The sequence below is a fragment of the Nocardioides agri genome, from assembly GCF_013778305.1.
In the GTDB taxonomy this organism is placed as follows: Bacteria; Actinomycetota; Actinomycetes; order Propionibacteriales; family Nocardioidaceae; genus Nocardioides; species Nocardioides agri.
Map to the genome: position 1 here is coordinate 147625 of NZ_JACEIC010000001.1, position 19533 is coordinate 167157.

The 19533-nt window shown below is 73.0% G+C and carries 22 protein-coding genes and 1 riboswitch; of the genes, 15 read left to right on the plus strand and 7 right to left on the minus strand.

Annotated elements, in window-relative coordinates:
* The 3 genes from qcrA to ctaE are packed head-to-tail and all read right to left on the minus strand — an operon-like array spanning nt 1 to nt 2565.
* Nucleotides 1–1089 carry a cytochrome bc1 complex Rieske iron-sulfur subunit gene (qcrA, locus tag HZF07_RS00885; RefSeq protein WP_396954796.1) on the minus strand — a complete coding sequence of 363 codons (1089 nt, stop codon included), beginning with the start codon at nt 1087–1089 and terminating at the stop codon, nt 1–3.
* Complete coding sequence (qcrC, locus tag HZF07_RS00890) at nt 1086–1955, minus strand: cytochrome bc1 complex diheme cytochrome c subunit (RefSeq protein ID WP_181644595.1); 870 nt, start codon at nt 1953–1955, stop codon at nt 1086–1088. The genes qcrA and qcrC overlap by 4 nt, the downstream gene beginning before the upstream one ends.
* A 31-nt stretch (nt 1956–1986) precedes the next feature.
* Nucleotides 1987–2565 carry an aa3-type cytochrome oxidase subunit III gene (gene ctaE / locus HZF07_RS00895; protein ID WP_232523735.1) on the minus strand — a complete coding sequence of 193 codons (579 nt, stop codon included), beginning with the start codon at nt 2563–2565 and terminating at the stop codon, nt 1987–1989.
* Between the two features lie 134 nt (nt 2566–2699).
* On the opposite strand from ctaE, the gene HZF07_RS00900 reads away from it, so the two are divergent.
* The 3 genes from HZF07_RS00900 to trpD are packed head-to-tail and all read left to right on the plus strand — an operon-like array spanning nt 2700 to nt 5102.
* On the plus strand, nt 2700–3653 hold the full coding sequence (locus HZF07_RS00900) for a cytochrome c oxidase assembly protein (RefSeq protein ID WP_181644596.1): 954 nt from the start codon (nt 2700–2702) through the stop codon (nt 3651–3653).
* A gap of 10 nt (nt 3654–3663) precedes the next feature.
* Nucleotides 3664–4080: an Rv3143 family two-component system response regulator gene (locus tag HZF07_RS00905; protein WP_181644597.1), complete on the plus strand. Its 417-nt coding sequence runs from the start codon at nt 3664–3666 to the stop codon at nt 4078–4080.
* Nucleotides 4077–5102: an anthranilate phosphoribosyltransferase gene (gene trpD / locus HZF07_RS00910; protein ID WP_181644598.1), complete on the plus strand. Its 1026-nt coding sequence runs from the start codon at nt 4077–4079 to the stop codon at nt 5100–5102. The genes HZF07_RS00905 and trpD overlap by 4 nt, the downstream gene beginning before the upstream one ends.
* Here trpD and HZF07_RS00915 read toward each other — a convergent pair.
* Genes HZF07_RS00915 through HZF07_RS00925 form a run of 3 tightly spaced genes read right to left on the minus strand, consistent with a single transcriptional unit; the run spans nt 5099 to nt 7809 of the window.
* On the minus strand, nt 5099–5713 hold the full coding sequence (locus tag HZF07_RS00915; RefSeq protein ID WP_157346288.1) for a hypothetical protein: 615 nt from the start codon (nt 5711–5713) through the stop codon (nt 5099–5101). The genes trpD and HZF07_RS00915 overlap by 4 nt on opposite strands.
* 11 nt (nt 5714–5724) lie before the next feature.
* On the minus strand, nt 5725–6003 hold the full coding sequence (locus HZF07_RS00920; RefSeq protein ID WP_181644599.1) for an Lrp/AsnC family transcriptional regulator: 279 nt from the start codon (nt 6001–6003) through the stop codon (nt 5725–5727).
* A 15-nt stretch (nt 6004–6018) separates the two neighbouring features.
* A complete protein-coding gene (locus tag HZF07_RS00925; RefSeq protein WP_157346290.1) occupies nt 6019–7809 on the minus strand; it encodes a DEDD exonuclease domain-containing protein in 1791 nt (596 codons plus the stop codon).
* Nucleotides 7810–7902: 93 nt separating this feature from the next.
* On the opposite strand from HZF07_RS00925, the gene HZF07_RS00930 reads away from it, so the two are divergent.
* The 8 genes from HZF07_RS00930 (at nt 7903) to HZF07_RS00965 (ending at nt 14603) form a co-directional block, all read left to right on the plus strand.
* A complete protein-coding gene (locus HZF07_RS00930) occupies nt 7903–8139 on the plus strand; it encodes a hypothetical protein (RefSeq protein ID WP_157346292.1) in 237 nt (78 codons plus the stop codon).
* On the plus strand, nt 8136–9404 hold the full coding sequence (locus tag HZF07_RS24265) for an NYN domain-containing protein (protein WP_157346294.1): 1269 nt from the start codon (nt 8136–8138) through the stop codon (nt 9402–9404). Before HZF07_RS00930 ends, HZF07_RS24265 begins: the two co-directional genes overlap by 4 nt.
* A gap of 53 nt (nt 9405–9457) precedes the next feature.
* Nucleotides 9458–9664 (plus strand): hypothetical protein, encoded by a 207-nt coding sequence (locus HZF07_RS00940; RefSeq protein WP_157346296.1) that lies wholly within the window; start codon nt 9458–9460, stop codon nt 9662–9664.
* Between the two features lie 189 nt (nt 9665–9853).
* A riboswitch (cyclic di-AMP (ydaO/yuaA leader) is annotated at nt 9854–10035 on the plus strand.
* 12 nt (nt 10036–10047) lie between these two features.
* Complete coding sequence (locus HZF07_RS00945; RefSeq protein WP_309504194.1) at nt 10048–11043, plus strand: C40 family peptidase; 996 nt, start codon at nt 10048–10050, stop codon at nt 11041–11043.
* Between the two features lie 23 nt (nt 11044–11066).
* On the plus strand, nt 11067–12326 hold the full coding sequence (locus tag HZF07_RS00950) for a hypothetical protein (protein ID WP_157346298.1): 1260 nt from the start codon (nt 11067–11069) through the stop codon (nt 12324–12326).
* Nucleotides 12323–13549, plus strand: a complete 1227-nt coding sequence (locus tag HZF07_RS00955; protein WP_309504196.1) for a M48 family metallopeptidase — start codon at nt 12323–12325, stop codon at nt 13547–13549. Before HZF07_RS00950 ends, HZF07_RS00955 begins: the two co-directional genes overlap by 4 nt.
* A 9-nt stretch (nt 13550–13558) precedes the next feature.
* Entirely contained in the window at nt 13559–14116 is a 558-nt protein-coding gene (locus tag HZF07_RS00960; protein WP_309504198.1) for an LOG family protein, read from the plus strand.
* 22 nt (nt 14117–14138) lie between these two features.
* Entirely contained in the window at nt 14139–14603 is a 465-nt protein-coding gene (locus HZF07_RS00965; RefSeq protein WP_181644600.1) for a TspO/MBR family protein, read from the plus strand.
* Here HZF07_RS00965 and HZF07_RS00970 read toward each other — a convergent pair.
* Complete coding sequence (locus HZF07_RS00970) at nt 14594–16387, minus strand: AMP-dependent synthetase/ligase (protein ID WP_181644601.1); 1794 nt, start codon at nt 16385–16387, stop codon at nt 14594–14596. The two genes, HZF07_RS00965 and HZF07_RS00970, sit on opposite strands and share 10 nt — an antisense overlap.
* Before the next feature lie 123 nt (nt 16388–16510).
* On the opposite strand from HZF07_RS00970, the gene HZF07_RS00975 reads away from it, so the two are divergent.
* Genes HZF07_RS00975 through HZF07_RS00990 form a run of 4 tightly spaced genes read left to right on the plus strand, consistent with a single transcriptional unit; the run spans nt 16511 to nt 19533 of the window.
* Nucleotides 16511–16951, plus strand: a complete 441-nt coding sequence (locus tag HZF07_RS00975) for an SRPBCC family protein (RefSeq protein WP_157346300.1) — start codon at nt 16511–16513, stop codon at nt 16949–16951.
* A 5-nt stretch (nt 16952–16956) separates the two neighbouring features.
* Nucleotides 16957–18150: an ArsA family ATPase gene (locus HZF07_RS00980; protein ID WP_181644602.1), complete on the plus strand. Its 1194-nt coding sequence runs from the start codon at nt 16957–16959 to the stop codon at nt 18148–18150.
* Between the two features lies 1 nt (nt 18151).
* Entirely contained in the window at nt 18152–18595 is a 444-nt protein-coding gene (locus HZF07_RS00985; protein ID WP_157346302.1) for a hypothetical protein, read from the plus strand.
* Nucleotides 18592–19533, plus strand: a complete 942-nt coding sequence (locus HZF07_RS00990) for an ROK family glucokinase (protein ID WP_157346304.1) — start codon at nt 18592–18594, stop codon at nt 19531–19533. Before HZF07_RS00985 ends, HZF07_RS00990 begins: the two co-directional genes overlap by 4 nt.

Here is a 19533-nt window from a genome sequence, read left to right on the forward strand (position 1 = left end):
TCAGCCACGCTCCCAGAAGCTCGGTCCAACCGGTTCGTCGAAGTCACTCTGCGCCACGAGGTAGCCGTCCGCGTCGACGGCCAGGGCCAGCTGCGGCAGCGGCCGCGCGGCCGGACCGAACACGACCCTGGCCGAGTCGGCGAGGTCGAAGGTCGACTGGTGGCACGGGCACAGCAGGTGGTGGGTGGTGCGCTCGTAGAGCGAGATCGGGCAGCCCACGTGGGTGCAGATCTTGGAGTAGCAGAGGATGCCGTCGACCGACCAGTTCTCGCGGCCCGTGCCCGGGATGATCTCCTCGGGCTCCATCTTGACCAGGACGACGGCGCCCTTGGACTTGTTGACCTGGAGCGCGACGCCCTCGAGCGGCTCGCCGTCCCAGGGGCTCACGTAGATGCCCTCGGGCTCACCGTTGATCAGGTCGCCGATCTGCATGTCCTCGGGGCGGATCGGGGTGCCGACGACGTCGCGGACGACGCGCATGCCCTTGTCCCAGATCGTGTTGGTGATGCCGGAGCCGGGGAACGGCGGGTTCTCGGTCACCTGCGCGTTGGTCGGTCCGAGGTCGCGCAGCATCACCACGGCCGGAACGCCGAGCAGGCCGGCGGCCCCGAGCAGCGAGTTGCGGACCAGCGGACGACGGCCGATGCCGGACTCCCCGATGCCCGTGTTGAGCGCCTCGATCGTGGTCGCCCGGTCCTCGTCCGACGAGCGCGCCGGGTGGCGGTACTCGACGATCTCCTGGTCGGCCATCAGCTTGCGTGCCCACTGGATGATGCCGATGCCCAGGAAGAGCAGCGCGCCGGCGAGGGTCAGGCCGAAGAGGAGGTTCTGGGCGCCGAAGCCGGCGAGGGTCTCGTCGGGGCCGACCACCACGTAGCAGACCACGAAGAGGACCGTGCAGAGCGCGGAGAGCGTGAACAACGTCGCGACCTGGCGCTCGGCGCGCTTCTCGGCCTTGGGGTCGACGTCCGTCGGTCGCCACAGGTGCTCGTGCACCCCGGGGTTCGCGTACAGGTCGTCGCGCTCGGGGAGGTTCTCGTCCACGGGCTCGTCGTGCCCGTGGCCGTCGATGACGGGCGGGGTGCTCACGCGTCCACCTTCTTCTTGTTCGTACGGGTCGTGTGGGCCGCGATCCAGACCGCGGCGCCCACGCACAGGCCGATGCCCAGGATCCACGCGGCCAGGCCCTCGGTGACGGGGCCGAGGCCGCCGAGACCGAAGCCGCCGTAGTTGGGCATCTCCTCGAGCGAGCCGAGGTAGGCGATCACGTCGCGCTTCTCATCGGGGGAGAGGTTGCCGTTGCTGAAGTTCGGCATGTTCTGGGGGCCGGTCAGCAGCGCCTCGTAGATGTAGCGGGGCTCGACGCCACGGATCTTCGGGGCGTAGCCACCGCGCGGCATCGCGCCGCCGGAGCCCTCGAAGTTGTGGCACGCCGTGCAGTTGGTGAGGAAGATCTGGCCACCGCGGACGATGGCTGCCTCGCGCTCCTCGTCGGAGAGGCCCTCCAGGCTGTAGTCGCCCTCGTCGGGGACGGCAGGCCCGGGGCCGAGCGAGGCGACGTAGGCGCCCAGCGCGGCGATCTCCTCGTCGCTGAAGGTCTCGGGCTTGCGGGGCACCTGGGCGCCCGGCTGCACCATCGGCATCCGGCCGGTGCCGACCTGGAAGTCGACCGCGGCGGAGCCGACGCCCACCAGGGACGGGCCGAGCTGGTCGCCGCTGGTCGTGCGCACGCCCTCGCCGTTCTGGCCGTGGCAGAAGGCGCAGCTCACCAGGAACAGCTCGCGGCCCTGCGCGACCTGGTCGGCGCTGGCGGCGGTCTCGTCGGCCGAGGCCGGCGAGAAGAGGGTGTAGAGGCCACCGACGCTCAGCAGGGCGAGCAGCAGCACGGCCACGCCGGCGAGCGGTCCGCGGCGGTGCCGGGAGAGTCGGCCGGCGGAGCGGTTCAGGAGACGCACATCTGGTCCTAGCGTTGTCGGTCGGCTCGGGTCACTGGACGAGGTAGATCGTGGCGAACAGCCCGATCCACACGACGTCGACGAAGTGCCAGTAGTAGGACACCACGATCGCGCTGACGGCCTGCTCGTGGGTGAACTTGCGGGCGGCGAACGTGCGTCCGAGGACGAAGAGGAAGGCGATCAGGCCGCCGGTCACGTGGAGACCGTGGAAGCCGGTGGTGAGGTAGAACATGGTGCCGTAGGCGGAGTCCTGGAGCGTGATGCCCTCGTGCACGAGCTCGACGTACTCGATCGACTGCCCGGCGATGAAGGTCGCGCCCATGATGTACGTCAGGACGAACCACTCGCGCAGGCCCCAGCCCTTGACCTTGAGGAGCGAGCCGGTGCGGCCGACCTGGCCACGCTCGGCGGCGAACACGCCCAGCTGGCAGGTGAACGAGGACAGCACCAGGATCGTGGTGTTCACCGTCGCGAACGGGACGTTGAGCTTCTCGGTGTTCACGGCCCACAGGTCCGGGCTCACCGCGCGGATCGTGAAGTACGACGCGAACAGGGCCGCGAAGAACATCAGCTCGCTGGAGAGCCAGATGATCGTGCCCACCGAGACCATGCTCGGCCGGTCGTGGTGCCCGTGAAGACGGGAGGCCGGGATCGCTGTTGCTGTCGCCACGATCGCCATTATGTCGTGACGCCGGACGGAGGGCACCCCGACCCCCTGGGTTTCCTCGTCATAAAGTTCACAGCGTGCTCATCCCCACCGTCGGGACCGCGCTCGCGGCCGGTTCCGACCTTCCTCGCTTCACTTTCGGCACCGTCGTGACCGGGTGGTCGCTGCAGCCGGTGGCCTTCGTGCTGACCGTCTGGGTGGCCGGCCTCTACCTGTTCGGCGTGGCCGTCCTGCGCCGCCGCGGGGACCGGTGGCCGATCGGCCGCACGATCGCGTTCGTGCCGGTCGGGATGGGGCTGTTCTACTTCGCGACCGCCTCGGGCCTGGGCACCTACGACACGACGCTGATCAGCGTGCACATGGTGCAGCACATGATCCTGTCGATGCTGGTGCCGATGGCGCTGGCGCTCGGCGCACCGGTCACGCTCGCCCTGCGCACCCTCCCCGCGCGCCCGCGGCGCTGGCTGCTCGTGGTGCTGCACTCGCGGGTGGCCAAGGTGCTGTCGTTCCCGCCGCTGACGTTCCTGCTGTACGTCGTCTCCCCGTGGGCGCTCTACTTCACCGGCTGGTACCCGGCCACCCTCGACTCGACGTACCTCCACGAGGTCATGCACATCCACCTGGTGCTGGTCGGCTGCCTCTTCTTCTGGCCGATCGTCGGCGTGGACCCGGTGCCCGGGAAGGTCGCCTACCCGTTCCGGATGCTGCTCGTGGTGCTCACGCTGCCCTTCCACGCCTTCCTGGGCGTCACGATCATGCAGCAGGAGACCGTCATCGCGGCCGACCACTACGAGCGGCTCCGCGAGGGCCCGATGGGCTCCTGGCTGCCGTCGGCGCTCGACGAGCAGCACCTGGCCGGCGGGATCCTGTGGGGATCGGGCGACCTGGTCGCGCTGGTGCTGTTCGGGGTGCTCTTCGTGCAGTGGGTGCGGGAGTCGATGAAGGAGGCCAAGCGCGAGGACCGGCGGCTCGACCTGCTCGAGGCGCGAGAACGGGCGGCGTCCGCGCCCGCGCCCGACCGGGACCGGTAGCATCGCGGCCGTGAGCGACTCGACCTCCCGGACCGCCCTGCGGGTGCTGGTCTACAGCGACGACGTCAACACCCGGCAGCAGGTCATCCTGGCCCTCGGCCGCCGACCGCACCCCGACCTGCCCGAGGTCGAGTACGTCGAGGTGGCGACCGAGCCGGTCGTGATCCAGAACATGGACGCGGGCGGGATCGACCTCGCGATCCTCGACGGCGAGGCCGTGCCGGCCGGTGGCCTGGGCATCGCCAAGCAGCTCAAGGACGAGATCTACGAGTGCCCGCCCGTGCTGGTGCTGACCGGGCGCCCGCAGGACGCGTGGCTGGCGACCTGGTCGCGGGCGGAGGCCGCCGTGCCGCACCCGCTGGACCCGGTCCAGCTCGCGGACACGGTCGTGTCGCTGCTGCGCTCGCGCGTGCCCGCGACGACGTGACCACCTGGCCCGAGGTCCTGACCGCGCTGGTCGGCGGCTCGGACCTGAGCGCGGAGCAGACCGCGTGGGCGATGGGCGAGATGCTCTCCGGCGAGGCCACGCCGGTGCAGGTCGCCGGATTCGCCGTCGCGCTGCGCGCGAAGGGCGAGACCAGCGCCGAGGTGCTCGGGCTGGTCGAGGCGATGTACGCCGTCGCGACCCCGCTCTCGGTGCCGGGCCGCCTGCTCGACGTCGTCGGCACCGGGGGCGACCGCTCGATGTCGGTCAACATCTCCACGATGGCCGCGATCGTGGCGGCGGGCGCCGGAGCCCGGGTCGTCAAGCACGGCAACCGGTCCGCGTCGTCGCAGTCCGGCTCCGCCGACGTGCTGGAGCAGCTCGGCATCCGGCTGGACCTGTCGCCGGCGCGGGTGGCCGAGGTCGCCGAGCAGGCCGGCATCACGTTCTGCTTCGCGGCGACCTTCCACCCCGCGATGCGGCACGCGGCCGTCGCCCGCCGCGAGCTCGGCATCGCGACCACGTTCAACCTGCTCGGCCCGCTCACGAACCCCGCCCGGGCCGGTGCCCAGGCGATCGGCTGCGCCGACCCGCGACTCGCCCCGGTGATGGCGGGGGTGTTCCAGGCGCGCGGTGTCGACGCCTGGGTCTTCCGCGGCGACGACGGCCTCGACGAGCTCACCACCACCACGACCTCCCGGGCCTGGCAGGTCCACGACGGCACCGTGCACGAGTGGACGCTCGACCCGACCGACCTCGGCATCCCGCGCGGGACCACCGAGGCGCTGCGCGGGGGCGACGCGGCCCACAACGCGGACGTCGTACGCCGCCTGCTCGACGGCGAGACCGGGCCCGTCCGCGACGCCGTGCTGCTCAACGCCGGAGCCGCGCTCGCGGTGCATGACGACCCGGCCGGCGACCCGCGGTCCGCGCTCGAGGCGGGCATCGCCAAGGCGCAGGACGCCGTCGACTCCGGGGCCGCCCGGGCCACGCTCGACCGCTGGGTGGCCGCGACCGCAGGCTAGGCCGCCGGCAGGTCGAGGACGAACGTCGACCCGTCGCGGCGGAAGCCGACCCGGTCGTAGTAGGCCCCGACCATGTTGGGCGGGGTGACGACGGTGCGGTAGCCGAAGCCGTTGAGCAGGCCGCTGCGCCGCCACACGAACTCGCCCGGGGTGAAGTCGCGGTACTTCGGCGTGACGTAGTCGAGCCGGACCTGCGCCACGTCGTCGTGGCCGGCGATGACGACGACGCCGACGGTCTCGTCGCCCTTGATGACGATGAAGGCGCGATCGCCCGGCTGCGGCTCGGTGAAGTCGGGCTGGTGCCGCACGATGTCGTCGCGATGCACGTCGAGGACGTGGTGGAGGTAGTCGTCGCCGGTGCCGACCTGGAGCACCTCGAACGCGGCCTCGTCGTGCCGCTGGCGCAGCAGGCCGACGAGGAAGTAGACGTTGATCGCGGCGAGCACGACGTTCTGCGCCGCCATCGGCCAGACGCCGATCATCGCGTTGAAGAACGCCAGCACGACACAGGCGACCAGGTTGAGCACCCGGAAGCGGAGCACCCGCGTCTGGAGGAGCGAGAAGACGAGCAGCGCGCTGCCGGCCCAGCCGATCGCGTCAAGCCAGGACATCGGAGGTGCCCTCAGTCGAGGCCGAGCGAGAACGCCGACTCGAGGTCGTGGCGCGAGTAGGTGCGGAACGCGATGTGGGTCTCGGTGCCCGTGACGCCGGGGACCTTGTTGAGCCGGTCCGCGACGACCGCGGCGACGTCCTCGTGGTTGCGGACCCGGACCATCGCGATCAGGTCGATCTGCCCGGTCACGGAGTAGACCTCGCTGATCCCGTCGAGCGCGGCGATCGCCTGCGCCACCTCGGGGATCCGGGCGACGTCGGCCTTGACGAAGACGATGGCGGTGATCACGCGCCGACCCTAGCCCTACCGCGCAGGCTGGTGCACGGTGCCGAGCTCGCGGCGCTCGCCGAAGGGCACGAGGGAGAGCCGGGACTGGTTGACCGCGTCGTGGATCGCGAGATGCCGGGTGGCGCCGGCGACCGGGCAGGTCCACTCGCCGTCGACGTCGACCAGCCGGATGCCGGGGGACTCCAGCCAGCGCAGCACCTTCTCGGTCTCCTCCGCGGTCGCCGCCGGCACCGGGCCCGGGCCGGGTCGCACCGTCTCCGCCGACTCGCGGAGTCCGGCGACGTAGGCCTGCGCGTCGGCGCCGGAGGGGATCACGCCGGCCGCGGCCAGCCGGCCGTGGCGCACCACGTGCACCGCCCACCGGCCGTCGTCCTCGCGCCGCGCCGCGACGACCTCGGGGCAGCGGGTCAGCGCGGCGAGCCGCTGGGTGCGCGCGGCGGCCCGCACGAACGCGGCGAGCCGGTCGCGGTGGACGCCCGCCTCCTCGAACCGCTCGTCGCCGGCCAGGACGCTCATCCGGGCGTTGATCGCGTCGACCACGTCGTCGGGGCGGCGCAGCAGCGAGTCGCGCAGCTGCCGCACGACCGCGGCGTACGCCGTGGCGTCGACGCTGCCGTCGCAGGGGGAGAGGCACCGCTGCATCTCGGCGAGCACGCACGGGCTGCGGCCGCCGACGCTCGGGTCGCGGGCGATCCGGTCGGAGCACTGGCGGATCGGGAACGTGTCGTGGAGTGCCGCCAGGCACTTCTCGGCAGCCTTCTTCGACGAGAACGGGCCGAGGTAGTCGGCGTCGTCGTCGAGCACGCGGCGCACCAGCGACAGCCGGGGCCAGGGCTCGCGGGTGAGCTTGACGAAGTGCACCTTCTCCGGGAACCGGGAGCGCCGGTTGTAGCGCGGCTTGTGCTCGGCGATCAGCCGCAGCTCGCGGACCTCGGCCTCGAGGGCGGTCGCGCACTCGATGCCGTCGACGCGACTCGCGATGCCGACCATCTCGCCCATCCGGGAGCGCGTCTCCGAGGCGGTGAAGTAGGACCGCACGCGGGTGCGCAGGTCGCGCGAGGTGCCGACGTAGAGGACCCGGGCGCGCTCGTCGCGGAAGAGGTAGACGCCGGGTGCGTGGGGGAGTCCCTCGGCGAGGTGCCGCTTCTTGCGCTGGGCGGTCGTCACCCGCGCCGAGAACGTCTGCAGCTCCTCGAGCGTCTGGACGCCGACGCCGCCGAGCCGCTCCATGAGCCCGTGGAGCACGTCGACGGTGGCCCGGGCGTCCTGGAGCGCGCGGTGGTTGGGGGTGGTCGGCGACCCGAACGCCTTTGCGAGCGACGACAGCTTGCAGTTGGGCGCGTCGTCGCGGGTCACCACGCGGCGGGCGAGCCGGGCGGTGTCGAGCACCTCGAACGACGGCCAGGCGCGGCCCTGCTGCTCGGCGAAGTAGCGCAGGAAGCCGACGTCGAAGGGGGCGTTGTGGGCCACCAGCACGGAGCCGGTGGCGAACTCGAGGAACGCCGGCAGCGCCGACTCGATCGGTGGCGCGTCGGCGACCATGCCGTTGGTGATGCCGGTCAGCACCGCGATGAACGCCGGGATCTCGGTGCGCGGGTTGACCAGCGTCTGGAACTCGCCGAGCACCTCGCCGCCGCGGACCTTGACCGCGCCGATCTCGGTGATCATCGAGCCGCCCTCGGCCGACCCACCGGTGGTCTCGAGGTCGACGACGCAGAACGTGATGTCGCGCAACGGGCGGCCCAGCTCGTCGAAAGTGCGTTGCGACTCCCACCGGGAGGTCGCACGCTGGACGCCGCTGCTCATGCCGACGACGCTAGATCCGGCCACCGACATCGCTGGGGAGGACGCGCGGACTACGCTCGGCCCACCATGCAGCGGGACCAGAGAGGAGCCGCGATGCCTGCCATCCCCGACGACCTGCGCTGGCGCTGCTCGGGCTGCGGCAACCTCACGCGCTTCGACGTCACCCGGACCCGTCGGACGACCGAGTTCTGGCACTTCGACCTGGCCGGCTCGCACCAGGTGGAGTCGACCGAGGTGCACGACGAGTCCGTCGAGACGGTCACCTGCCGCTGGTGCGGCCGCTCCGACGCGATCGAGCTGGTGCCGCGCCACCAGCCGGTGGAGCCGTGACCGGCGCGGCCGGGCCCGCGCTGACGGATCTGCCGGAGCCGGTCCGGCTGCGCGTGGTCGCCCAGGTCGCCGAGGTGCTGCCCGACGTGCCGCAGCTGCCGCCCGGCGTACGACGGGTCGCGACGTTCGCGCCGGCGCGCCGGGCCCGGCTCGGGGCGACCGCGATCGGCGAGGCGCTCGGCGACGAGGAGTTCCGCGAGCGCGCCGGGGTGCAGGTCGCCGCGCGCCCGGAGCCGGCGGCCGAGGACGACGTCGCGGTGGCCGCGCGGGCCTGGATGACGCGACCGGAGGGCTGGGCCGAGCTCGTCGCGGAGCGCGCCGCCCGGGTCGCCGCCGTCGCGCCGCCCGACCAGCGGGACCGGGAGCTCGAGCGGCTGCGCGCCCGGCTCGCCGAGACCGAGGAGACCGTGCGGGAGCTGAGGGCCGGCCAGCGCGAGCTCGAGGACCGGCACAAGGCCGAGCACACCGGCCTGCGCCGCAAGGTCGGCGAGGCGCGCGCGGCCGAGCGGGACGCGCGGGAGGTGGCCGAGCGGGCCACCGCTGAGCTCGCCGCGCTGCGCGCGGAGGTCGAGGGCCGGGTCGGCGCGCTGGAGAAGGAGAACCGGCGGCTGCGCACCGAGGTGGAGCGCCGGGACGCCGAGGGTGCCCAGGCGAAGCGGGTCGCGCGCTCGGAGCGCGACGAGGTCACGATGCGCGCCCGGCTGCTGCTGGAGACCGTGATCGACGCCGCGACCGGGCTGCGGCGCGAGCTCGCGCTCCCGCCGGTCGAGGGCGTGCCCGCCGACCGCGTCGTCGCCGACGTGGCCGAGGCCGGCGTGCGTACGCCGAGCTCGGCCGGCGCGATGGGAGCGGCGCACCCGGGCCTGCTCGACCAGCTGCTGGCGATGCCGCGCGCGCGGCTGATCGTCGACGGCTACAACGTCAGCAAGCGGGCCTGGCCGAGCTCGTCGCTGGAGGCGCAGCGCAACCGGCTCGCCGGGTCGCTGGCCGCCCTCGTCGCCCGCACGGGGGCAGAGACGACGCTGGTCTTCGACGCGGCGGAGACCGACCACCGGCCACCGGTCGTCGCGCCGCGCGGCGTCCGCGTGCTCTACAGCCCGCGCGGCGTGCTCGCCGACGACGTGGTGCGCGACCTGGTCTCGGTCGAGCCGCAGGGTCGGGTGGTCGTGGTCGTGACCGCCGACCGCGCGGTGGCCACCGACGTCGCGGCCGCCGGCGCCCGGGTGGTCGACCCCGACGCGCTGCTCGGGCTGATCGCGCGCTGAGGGCGCGACACGCCGGCCGGGCCGTTGTCGGTGGGCCCTGTCACGGTGTCCCCATGAGCACGAGAATCGACTGCGACACCTGCGAGGTCCGCGGGTTGCACTGCCACGACTGCGTGGTCACCGTCCTGCTCGGCCCGCCCCCCGAGCTCACCTTCGGCGACGACGAGCAGCGGGCCCTCGTCGTCCTCGCGGCCGGGGGCCTGGTGCCGCCGTTGCGGCTGGTCCAGTCCGTCGACCCACCGCACATGGAGTCCGCCTGACCACGGGACTCCTGGGGCAGGTGTGATGTGTGTGACAGGTGAGCCGCGAACGCAGGCTTTCGGCACGGAGCACGCACAAACTCTCTATAAAAAACCGGCGTGTTGCCGATGGAAGGTTTGGCGACCGGGCCACCTCTTGCGTAGCCTCGGTCGCTCAGGTGGCCGGGGACGTGGATCACTCGGATCTGCGCGGCCACCGCGCTGAGTCCGGACCAACCGACCCGTCGGGCGGCCCGGAGCCGGGGAACCATCGGTGCCAGCCTGTCTGGCGCCAGGGGTGAATCACCGGGGAGGCCACGGCCGAACCGGGGTAGGGCAAATGTCGTGCCCGAATCCGTCAGCTCACCCGGTAGGCGTACGACGTACAAGGAGAACCCCTGCTCGTGCCGAGCCGGAACAAGCAGAACCGGAAGCGACTGGTCACCATCGTCTCCGGCTGCGCCATGATCGCTGTCGTCGGGCTCATGCCCTCGACCCCCGCTCAGGCCGAGCCGGACATCGGCGACGTCCAGGCCCGGGTGGACCGCCTCTACCACGAGGCGGAGCAGGCGTCGGAGCGCTACAACGACGCCAAGCTGGAGCTCAAGGAGCTCGAGCGCGACCTCACGCTGCTGCGCGCCGACGAGAAGCGTCAGGACCAGGACTTCCAGGAGGTCCGCACGCAGGTCAGCGACTCCGTCGTGCGCCAGTACCAGGGCGAGAGCCTCTCGAACGTCGGCCAGGTCGTCGTCTCCGACGACCCGAAGTCGTTCCTCGCGGAGCTCTCGACCATGTCGGCGTTCAACGACCTGCAGTCCGACCTCTTCGACCGCTACGCCACCGAGGCCCAGGCGCTCGGCCTGCGCCAGGCCGCCACGGAGCGGCGCGCCGACCAGGTCGCCGACCTGCAGAAGAAGCTGGCCGCGGAGAAGGCGACCGCCGACAAGAAGCTCGCCCAGGCCAAGGGCCTGCTCGACGACCTCAAGGCGAAGGAGCGCGAGGAGATCCTCTCCCGCGGCGTCGTCCGGGCGCCCGCCGACGTGCCGGCCTCCGGCCGGGCCGCCGCCGCGATCGCCTACGCGCTCGCCCAGGTCGGTGACTCCTACGTCTACGGCGCCGCCGGCCCGAGCGCCTTCGACTGCTCCGGTCTCACGATGATGGCCTGGGCGCAGGCGGGCGTCGCGCTGCCGCACTCGTCGAGCGCCCAGACCGGCTCCGGCCCGCACATCGCGATGAGCGACCTGCAGCCGGGAGACCTCGTCTTCTACTACAGCCCGGTCAGCCACGTCGCCCTCTACATCGGCAACGGCATGATCGTGCACGCCGCCAACCCGGGCACCGGTGTCGTCGTCTCCGCCGTGGGCTCGATGCCGTACTCCGGCGCAGTTCGGCCCGGCTAGGCCCGCACCGGCACAATTCCGGGGTGAGCACCTCGGACCAGCCTCGACAGGCCGGTCGCCCACGCTGGTGGGTGGCCGGCCTGTCGCTCTGTGTCCTGGTCGCCGCCGGGCTGCTGGTGCGGGCGGTCGTCGACGACGACACCTACGTCGCCCCGACCCCGACCGCCGCCGCGCGCCCCGAGGTCGACCCGGCCGGGGCCACCGCGACGCTGGCGGCCTTCGAGGACGCCGTGCGCGCCGGCGACGCCGAGGCGGCCCGCGCGCTGGCGCCGACCGGCGACAACGCCGCCGGCGACCTGCTCGCCGCGCTCGTCGACAACGCCGACCGGCTGCGCGTCGATGACTTCACGCTGCGCTACGTCGATGACCAGGGTGCGCCCGCGGCCGACGGGGCGTGGACGGCCGCGGTGGACGCGACCTGGCGATTCCGCGGCTTCGACCCGACCGCCTCGTCCGCCGAGGTCCGCGCCCGGCTCGTCGAGGAGGACGACCGGGTGGCGCTGGCCGGGTTCGGCGGCAGCGGCGGGATCGAGCCGGTCTGGCTCTCCGGGCCGGTCGAGGTCCGGCGTACGCCGCGGACCCTCGTGCTGGTCGACGGTGCGGCGGCCGAGGCGGACCGCTACGCCGCCCGGGCGGAGGCTGCGGTGCCCGTGGTCCGCCGGGTGCTGCCGGACTGGCGACGCGGCCTCGTCGTCGAGGTGCCGGGGTCGTCGGCGGACCTGGAGCGGGCGCTCGGCGCCGAGCCCGGCAGCTACGACCAGATCGCCGCCGTCACCACCTCCGCCGACGGCTCGCAGGTGCCAGACGCGTCGGTGCACGTCTTCGCCAACCCCGACGTCTACGACGGACTGCGGCGCACGGGCGCCCAGGTGGTGATGAGCCACGAGGCCACCCACGTCGCCACCGGCGCGTGGGACAGCGGCACCCCGCTGTGGCTGCTGGAGGGCTTCGCCGACTACGTCGCGCTGCGCGACACCGGCCTGCCGGACGAGCGGGCCGCGGCGCAGATCATCAAGCAGGTGCGCCGGGACGGCGCACCGAGCGGGCTGCCGGACGGCGCCGCATTCGGCGACCGCACTCCTCGCCTGGGCGCGACCTACGAGAGCGCCTGGCTCGCGGCCCGGCTGGTCGCCCAGGAGGCGGGGGAGGATGCGCTGGTGCGCTTCTACCGCGCCGTCGACCGGGGCCAGCCGATCGAGGAGGCGCTGCCCGCGACGACGGGCATGACGCTGGACCGGCTCACCGACGACTGGCGCGCGGAGCTGACGGAGCTCGCGCGGTGAGCGAGCGCCGGGTGGCGCTGGTCGTCGCCGCGGTCGGCGGCATGGCGTTCGTCGTGCTCGCCGCGCTGCTGGTGCCGTGGAGCCCGGTGCCGGGCGGCACGCCCGACCCGGTGCCGGCCACCTCGGTCTTCACGGCCGAGCAGGTCCGCGCGGGCGAGCACTTCGCCAACTGGTCGCGGCTGTGGAGCTGGAGCTCGCTGGCGGTCTCGCTGGCGTTCTCCTGCTGGCTGGGCTTCAGCCGGTGGGGTCCGCGGCTGGTCGGCCGGATGCCCGGCTGGTGGTGGGTGCGGGTGGTGCTCGCGGTGGCCGCGGTCGAGCTGGCCGGCCGCGTCGTGACGCTGCCGTTCGGGATCGCGCTGCGCAAGCACGCGCTCGACCACGGGCTGAGCACCCAGGGCTGGGGCGGCTTCGCCGCCGACGTCCTGCGCGGCCAGGCCGTCGCCATCGTCGCCACCTCCCTGCTGGCGCTGGTGCTCGTCGGCTGCGCCCGGCGCTGGCCCCGCGCCTGGCCGGCGGTCGCGGGCGCGCTGCTGGGCGTCCTGGTGCTGGTCGGCTCGTTCGTCTACCCGATCGTCGTCGAGCCGATCTTCAACGACTTCACGCCGCTCCCGGAGGGCTCGCTGCGCGCCGAGATCCTGGACCTCGCCGACCGGGAGGGCGTGCCCGTCGACGACGTGCTCGTGGCGGACGCGTCACGGCGCACGACGACGCTCAACGCCTACGTCTCCGGCTTCGGCAGCACCCGACGGGTGGTGCTCTACGACAACCTCGTCGACGACGTGCCGCGCGCCCAGGTCCTGTCGGTCGTCGCCCACGAGCTCGGGCACGCCAAGCACGACGACGTGCTGGTCGGGTCGCTCCTCGGCGCGGCCGGGGCCGTGTTCGGCGTCGGCCTGCTCGCCCTGGTGCTCGGCGCCCTGGCAGCTCGCGGCCGGCCCCCGCTGCGGGAGCCCGAGGTCGTGCCGCTGCTGCTCGCGCTGCTGGCGGTCGGCACCCTGCTCGCCTCGCCGGTCCAGAACACCATCAGCCGGCAGATCGAGACCCGCGCGGACGTCGACGCCCTGCTCGCGACCCGCGACAGCGACGCGTTCATCGCCGTGCAGCGCCAGCTCGCGCTGCGCTCGCTCGCCGACCCCGAGCCGCCGCGACTGTCCCAGCTCTGGTTCGGCTCCCACCCGACGGCGCTGACCCGGATCGCGATCGCCGAGCAGCTGCGTCCCTAGACTCGGCCCGTGCCTGGAGCCATCCGACGCGTCGCGGTCTTCTGCGGTTCGAGCCCCGGCGTCGACCCCGCGTGGTCGCGCGCGGCGTACGACGTGGGCCGCGGCCTGGCGGAGCGCGGCATCGGGCTGGTCTACGGCGCGGGCGGGTTCGGGCTGATGCGCGAGGTCTCGCAGGGCGCGCTGGACGCCGGCGGCGAGGTCATCGGCGTGATCCCGCGCTCGATGGTCGAGCGGGAGTGGGGCCGCGACGACCTGACCGAGACCCACGTGGTCGAGACCATGCACCAGCGCAAGGCGCTGATGGCCGAGCTCGCCGACGCGTTCCTCTGCCTGCCCGGCGGCCTCGGCACCCTCGAGGAGATCATCGAGGTCTGGAGCTGGCGGCACATCGGCTTCAACGACGACCCGGTCGGCTTCCTCGACCAGGGCGGGTTCTGGACGCCGTTCCTCGACGCCCTCGGCGGTCTCGTCGACGCGGGCTTCATCCGGCGCGAGGTGCTCGACGATGTCGTGGTCGCCGACGACCTGGACGCCGCTCTCACCGGTCTCGCGGCCCGGATCGCTTGACCCGGCCAGGTAGGCAGGAGTGGTGAACACCCGACGTCTCGCCTTCGCGGTCCTGCCCGTGGTCGCCGCAGCCGGCCTCGGCGGCCTGGGCTCCCGCAACGCGCCGAGCACCTACGCCCGCCTGGACAAGCCGGGCTGGGCGCCGCCCGCCGCGGCCTTCGGGCCGGTGTGGACCGCGCTCTACGCCGCCATCGCGGTCGCGGGCTGGCGCGTGCACGCCGCGTCACCGCGGGCCAGACGCCTGCACCTGGCGCAGCTCGCGCTCAACGCGGCCTGGCCCGGGGTGTTCTTCGGCGCCCGGGAGAAGAGGGCGTCGGTCGCCGTGATCGCCACCCTCGACGCCGTGCTGGCCGCCGAGATCGCGACCCTGCGTCGTGAGGATCCGGTCGCGGCCGCGCTGCTCACGCCGTACCTCGCGTGGACGGGCTTCGCGACCGCCCTCAACGCCTCGGTGAGCGAGCCCGCCGACAGCCCTGCTCAGCGGTAGAGCGCCGCGACCTCGTCGCGGAACTCGCGCATCACGACGTTGCGCTTGAGCTTGAGGCTCGGGGTCAGCTGCCCGCCCTCCTCGGTCCACTCGTCCGGGAGCACGGCGAACTTGCGGATCGACTCCGCGCGCGAGACGGCCTTGTTGGCCTCGTCGACCGCCGCCTGGATCTCCGCCTGCAGGTCGGCGTCGTCGACCAGGCGCGCCAGGTCGGTGCTCTTGCCGTGCTGCTCGGCCCACAGCGGGAGCGCCTCGCGGTCGAGGGTGACCAGCGCGCCGATGAACGGCTCGCCGTCGCCGACGACGATGCACTGGTCGACCAGCAGGTGGCTGCGCAGCCGGTCCTCGAGCACGGCCGGGGCGACGTTCTTGCCGCCGGCGGTCACGAGGATCTCCTTCTTGCGCCCGGTGATCCGCACGAAGCCCTCGTCGTCGACCTCGCCGAGGTCGCCGGTGTGGAACCAGCCGTCCGCCTCCAGCACCTCGGCGGTCGCCTGCTCGTTGCGCCAGTAGCCGGCCATGACCTGGCCGCCCTTGAACATCAGCTCGCCGTCGTCGGCGACGCGGACGGCGGTGCCGGGCAGCGGCCGGCCGACCGTGCCGATCTTCGTGGCGTCGGGGAGGTTGGCGGTCAGGGCCGCGGTGGTCTCGGTGAGCCCGTAGCCCTCGAGCACCACGAGCCCGATGCCGCGGTAGAAGTGGCCGAGCCGCTCGCCGAGGGGGGCGCCGCCGGACACGGCGTAGAGGCACTTGCCGCCCAGCGCCGTGCGCAGCTTGCCGTATACGAGCTTGTCGAAGACCGCGTGCTTGGCGCGGATCGCGAGCGGCACCTTGCCCCTCTCGAGGCCGCGGGAGTAGGCGATCGCGGCCTCGGCGGCGGCGTCGAAGATCTTGCCGCGACCGTCGGCCGTGGCGCGCTGCGAGGCGGTGTTGAAGACCTTCTCGAAGACGCGCGGGACCGCGAGGATGAACGTCGGCCGGAACTCCGCGAGGTCGGGCAGCAGCTGCTTGATGTCGGCGGTGTGGCCCATCCGGGTCCGCGACTTCACGCAGCCGACCTGGATGATCCGCGCGAACACGTGGGCCAGCGGCAGGAACAGCAGCGTGGAGCCGCTGTCGTCGTGGAAGAGCCGCTCGAGCTCGTCGACGGCCACGCCGAGCTCGAACATGAAGTTGCCGTGGGTGAGCACGCAGCCCTTGGGTCGGCCGGTCGTGCCCGAGGTGTAGATCAGCGTGGCGGGGTCCGCGGGCCCGGCCGTCGTACGGCGCTTCTCGAGCTCCTCGTCGCTGATGTCGCCGCCGAGCCTGGTGAGCGTGTCGACGGCGTTGTCGGCGATCGACCAGACGTGGTTGAGCTGGTCGAGGTCGGCGCGCGACTCGGCCACCCGGGCGAGGTGCTCCGCGCTCTCGGCGACGACCGCGCGCGCGCCGGAGTCCGACAGGATCCAGTGCACCTGCTCGGACGAGGAGGTCTCGTAGATCGGCACCGTGACCGCGCCGGCGAACCAGATCGCGTAGTCGAACAGCGTCCACTCGTAGCGGGTCTTCGAGATGAGCGCGACCCGGTCGCCGGGCTCGATGCCGGCCGCGATCAGGCCCTTGGCGACGCCGCTCACCTCGGCGAGGAACTGCGCCATCGTGACGTCCTCCCACGCGCCCGTCGCGACGGAGCGTCGGCTGAACTGCACGGACGACGCGCGGTCCCGGGCGTTCGTGACGACGTCGTCGGTGAGGTTCCCCGTGGCGGGGATGTCGGTCGTCATGGGGGTGGAGAACTCACGCACGGGCCGAGGCTATCGCTAGAGCCGGGCGGCAGCCCATCCGGTACGCTCGCTGCCCGACCGCCACCACGAGCCCGACGACGAGCTCGACGACGAGACCACGACGACCGAGTGCAGGGGTGCCAGATGGCTGAGCAGACGACCTCGTCGATCGTGATCGACGCGCCTCCCGCCGACATCATGAACGTCATCGGCGACTTCGCGGCCTACCCCGAGTGGGCCAAGGGCGTGATCCGCGCCGACGTCGTCGCCGCCGACGAGGACGGCTGGGCCGACCAGGTGTTCTTCGCGCTCGACGTCAGCCCGATCAAGGACGAGTACACGCTCGCCTACGAGTGGGACGGCTACGACGAGGTCACCTGGACCCTCGTCGAGGGCAAGATGCTGCGCGCGCTCGACGGTGCCTACACGCTCAAGGACCTCGGCAACGGCTCGACCGAGGTGACCTACCGGCTGGCGCTCGACGTGTCGATCCCGCTGATCGGGATGCTCAAGCGCAAGGGCGAGAAGATCCTCATCGACACCGCGCTCAAGGGCCTCAAGAAGCGCGTCGAGTCGCTCGCGTAGCCCGCGTGCGCATCATCCTCTTCACCGGCAAGGGCGGCGTCGGCAAGTCGACCGTCGCGGCCGGGACCGCCGCCCTGGCGGCTGCCGGCGGGCAGCGCACGCTGGTGCTCTCCACCGATGCCGCCCACTCGCTGGCCGACGCCTACGGCTGCGCGCCCGGCTCCATCGGCGCCGAGCCGACCGAGGTGGCCGACCGGCTCTTCGTCCAGCAGGTCGACGCGCAGCTGCGCTTCGAGCAGTCCTGGCAGGAGATCCAGCGCTACCTGCTCTCGGTCCTCGACGTCGCCGGCCTCGACCCGGTCGCCGCCGAGGAGCTCACGGTCATCCCCGGCGCCGAGGAGGTGCTGGCGCTGCTCGAGCTGCGCATCCAGGCGCTCTCCGGCGGCTGGGACGTGATCGTCGTCGACTGCGCACCCACCGCCGAGACGCTGCGGCTGCTGGCGCTGCCCGAGGCCCTGGGCTGGTACATGCACCGGGTGCTGCCGGTCGAGCGGCGGGTGGTCAAGGCGCTGCGGCCCGTGCTCAGCCGCGCGGCCGGGGTGCCGATGCCCGGCGACACGGTCTTCGACGCACTCGAGCGGCTGCACGCGGAGCTGGAGGAGGTGCGGGCGCTGCTCAGCGGCCCCGAGGCCAGCGTCCGGATCGTGCTGACGCCCGAGAACGTCGTGCTCGCCGAGGCCCGGCGCTCCTACACGATGCTCTCGCTCTTCGGCTACCGCGTCGACGGCGTCGTCGCCAACCGGGTCTTCCCGGCCGACGGCGCCGACGACTGGCGCGCCGGCTGGGTGCTCGCGCAGGACGAGGTGCTCGAGCGGGTCGCGGAGTCCTTCGCCGGGCTGCCGATCTGGCGCTCGCCGTACCAGCCGGGCGAGCCGGTCGGTGTGGACGCGCTCGCCGCCCTGGCCGCAGACCTGTACGACGGCGCCGACCCGCTCGCGAGCACGAAGGCCCGGGGGCCGTTCAGCGTGACGACCGGCGAGCACGGGGCCGTGCTGCGGCTCTCGCTGCCGCTGGTCTCGCGCGCGGAGGTCCACCTGGCGCGCAACGGCGACGACCTGGTCGTGACCGTGGGATCGTATCGTCGGCTGCTCACGCTTCCGTCCGGACTGGCTCGCCATCGCATCGCCGGAGCGCGGGTGGAGCAGGGGGAACTGCAGGTGCGGTTCGTCGAGGACCCCGTTGACGAGTCAGGGAGGTGACGTGAGCGGGGACGAGCACGACGAGCACGACGAGCAGGTCGGGACGGTCGCGGAGGAGGCGGCGAAGCTCCTGGGCGCGCTGTCGGACTGGGCCAAGGACCAGGGCGCGGACCTCGGGCACACGGTGGCCGGGTTCGCCGACCACGCGGCGCGCACCGCCCGCGACGTCGACCAGCACCTGGCGACCGGAGCGGCGGAGTGCCGCTGGTGCCCGGTCTGCCGTACGGTGCATGCGCTGCGGCAGACCAGCCCGGAGGTCCGGGCCCAGCTGACGAGCGCGGCGGCCTCGCTGTTGCAGGCCGCATCCGCCATGCTGGCCACGACGGTGCCCGGTCAGGCCGGGCAGCAGGGCCACCGCAGCGGGGTCGAGCACATCGACCTCGACGACGGGCCGGCGGACTGGCCCGACGACACGAACGAGAACTCCGAGGAGGGAGACCGATGAGCCTGGCGTGTGGGATCGACGTCGGTGGGACGAAGATCGCCGGGGGCGTGGTCGACCTGGACGGGGTGATCATCGAGGAGCTGCGGGTCGAGTCGCCCGCGACCGACGCGGAGGCGATCGAGGAGGCCATCGCCGGCCTGGTGACCCAGCTGCGTGAGCGGCACCCGATCGAGACCGTCGGGGTAGGCGCGGCCGGCTACGTCGACAAGTCGCGCGCCGTCGTGCTCTTCGCGCCCAACGTCGCCTGGCGCAACGAGGACCTCAAGGGCGAGCTCGAGAAGCGCGTGCAGCTGCCGGTCGTCATCGAGAACGACGCCAACGCGGCGGCGTGGGGCGAGTTCGCCTTCGGCGCCGGCCGCGACGCCGAGGACCTGCTGCTCGTCACGGTCGGCACCGGCGTCGGTGGCGGCCTGGTGCTCGACGGCGAGGTCTACCGCGGCGCCAACGGCGTCGGTGCCGAGATCGGCCACATGCGCGTCGTGCCCAACGGCATCCTCTGCGGCTGCGGCAAGCACGGCTGCTTCGAGCAGTACGCCAGCGGCTCGGCCCTGGTCCGCGAGGCCCGCTCGCTCGCGATGAGCGGCGCGCAGATCGCCCAGGGGATGCTGCGCCGGGCCGGCGGCGACCTGCAGAAGATCACCGGGCCGCTCATCACGGAGGCGGCGCGCGACGGCGACGCGGGCGCGCGGCAGCAGCTCGCCGAGCTCGGCCGCTGGCTGGGTGAGGGCGTCGCGTCGCTGACCGAGATCCTGGACCCCGAGGTCGTCGTGGTCGGCGGTGGCGTCAGCGAGGCCGACGACCTGCTGCTCGACCCGATGCGGGAGGCCTTCGCCGGCCAGCTCGTCGGGCGCGGCTTCCGGCCGATCCCCGGGATCCGCAAGGCCGAGCTGGGCAACCGGGCCGGCTTGATCGGCGCGGCCGACCTCTCCCGGCGATAG

What these genes read in the sequence shown, in the direction of transcription:
- ctaE (WP_232523735.1), bottom strand. Translation starts at nt 2,565, where the DNA reads ATGGTCTCGGTGGGCACGATCATCTGGCTCTCCAGCGAGCTGATGTTC.
- HZF07_RS00915 (WP_157346288.1), bottom strand. Translation starts at nt 5,713, where the DNA reads ATGTCCTGGCTTGACGCGATCGGCTGGGCCGGCAGCGCGCTGCTCGTC.
- HZF07_RS00925 (WP_157346290.1), bottom strand. Translation starts at nt 7,809, where the DNA reads ATGAGCAGCGGCGTCCAGCGTGCGACCTCCCGGTGGGAGTCGCAACGC.
- HZF07_RS00930 (WP_157346292.1), top strand. Translation starts at nt 7,903, where the DNA reads ATGCCTGCCATCCCCGACGACCTGCGCTGGCGCTGCTCGGGCTGCGGC.
- HZF07_RS00940 (WP_157346296.1), top strand. Translation starts at nt 9,458, where the DNA reads ATGAGCACGAGAATCGACTGCGACACCTGCGAGGTCCGCGGGTTGCAC.
- HZF07_RS00975 (WP_157346300.1), top strand. Translation starts at nt 16,511, where the DNA reads ATGGCTGAGCAGACGACCTCGTCGATCGTGATCGACGCGCCTCCCGCC.
- HZF07_RS00990 (WP_157346304.1), top strand. Translation starts at nt 18,592, where the DNA reads ATGAGCCTGGCGTGTGGGATCGACGTCGGTGGGACGAAGATCGCCGGG.